This is a genomic window from Protofrankia symbiont of Coriaria ruscifolia (assembly GCF_900634745.1).
GTDB classification, from domain to species: Bacteria; Actinomycetota; Actinomycetes; order Frankiales; family Frankiaceae; genus Protofrankia; species Protofrankia californiensis.
In genome coordinates this window covers 1-1169 of the sequence record NZ_CAAAFR010000069.1, presented here as the reverse complement: position 1 = coordinate 1169, position 1169 = coordinate 1, and the positions used below count along the sequence as shown (strand labels likewise).

1 protein-coding gene is annotated in these 1169 nt (G+C 73.5%); it reads left to right on the top strand.

Annotated features, from left to right (window positions below; genetic code table 11):
- On the top strand, positions 1–1169 hold a 1169-nt coding region (locus tag CV1CTNOD_RS24605; RefSeq protein WP_165485418.1), incomplete at both ends, for an acyl carrier protein.

Genomic DNA, 1169 nt, shown 5'->3' with positions numbered 1-1169 from the left:
CCGCCGGCAGGCGCGGGCCGCACGCCGGAGGGAACCTGCCCGCCGGCGGGAACGCGCCGGGCGCCGAGGGCGGGCTGGCCGCGCTCGGCCCGGTCGACCAGGAGCGGGTGCTGCGCGAGCTGGTGCGCGCCGAGACGGCCGCCGTGCTCGGACACACCGAGGCGGCGGTGGTGCGCGACGACGCGGCGTTCCGGGCGCTCGGGTTCGACTCGCTGACCTCGGTGGAGCTGCGCAACCGGCTGGGCACGGCAACGGGGCTGAGGATGCCCGCCACCCTGCTGTTCGACTACCCGACACCGGCGGAGCTGGTGGACTACCTGCTCACGCAGGTGCGCCGGAGCGGCGAGGCCGAGTCCGCCGCGGCCGCCGGCACCGTGGCTGCCACGGCTGTGACCACCCCCTTCGCCGAGGCGGAACCGATAGCGATCATCGGGATGGCCTGCCGGTATCCGGGCGGGGTCACCTCCCCGGAGGACCTGTGGGGGCTGGTGTCCACCGGCACCGACGCGATCTCGACGTTCCCGACGAACCGCGGCTGGGACGTCGACGCGCTGTACGACCCCCGTCCAGGACGTCCGGGCAGGAGCTACACCCGCGAGGGAGGTTTCCTGCACGACGCCGACGAGTTCGATCCGGAGCTGTTCGGCATCTCGCCACGCGAGGCCGTTGCGATGGATCCGCAGCAGCGGCTGCTCCTGGAGACGAGCTGGGAGGCGTTCGAGCGGGCCAAGCTGGACCCGACCGCCCTGCGCGGCAGTGACACCGGCGTGTTCGTGGGCCTGATGTACCACGACTACGGCACGAACATGGCCCGCCCGTCGCAGGACGTGGAGGGCTACCTGCTGACCGGGACCACGGGAAGCGTGCTGTCGGGCCGGGTGGCCTACACGTTCGGGCTGCAGGGTCCGGCGGTGACGGTGGACACGGCGTGTTCGTCGTCGCTGGTGGCGTTGCATCTGGCCGCCCAGGCGCTGCGCCGGGGGGAGTGCACGCTGGCGCTGGCCGGCGGCGTGACGGTGATGTCGACACCGAACACCTTCGTGGAGTTCAGCCGGCAGCGCGGGCTGGCGCCCGACGGGCGCTGCAAGTCCTTTGCCGCCGCCGCCGACGGCACCGGCTGGTCCGAAGGTGCGGGCCTGCTGCTGGTGGAGCGGTTGTCGGACGCGCGT